General features: G+C 51.7%; 1 protein-coding gene. It reads right to left on the bottom strand.

The features are described from left to right. A partial coding sequence (locus M3N64_RS14025) for a transposase (RefSeq protein WP_249104326.1) occupies nucleotides 1-269 on the bottom strand: 269 nt, incomplete at both ends.

Consider the following 269-nt stretch of genomic DNA (forward strand, 5'->3'; position numbering starts at 1 on the left):
GCTGTTTTCACGTTGGGTGCCTGAAGCATCGCCTTCACCTGTTCGGTACCTTCGTGTTTGAGCGACTTTGGAAGCCGGTCGTAAACGTTGCGCAGAAAGTGAGCTTGGCACCGCTGCCATGTGGCGCCCTGAAACGCTTTTTGAACGGCCTTGACGAGACCGCCATGATCATTGCTGATCACGACATCGACGCCCTTTAAGCCGCGTGCCTTCAGCCAATCGAAATAATTTTTCCAAGCATCCGTACTTTCACTATCATCTATTCTCAG

It is taken from the genome of Sporolactobacillus mangiferae (assembly GCF_023336505.1).
Taxonomy (GTDB): Bacteria; Bacillota; Bacilli; order Bacillales; family Sporolactobacillaceae; genus Sporolactobacillus; species Sporolactobacillus mangiferae.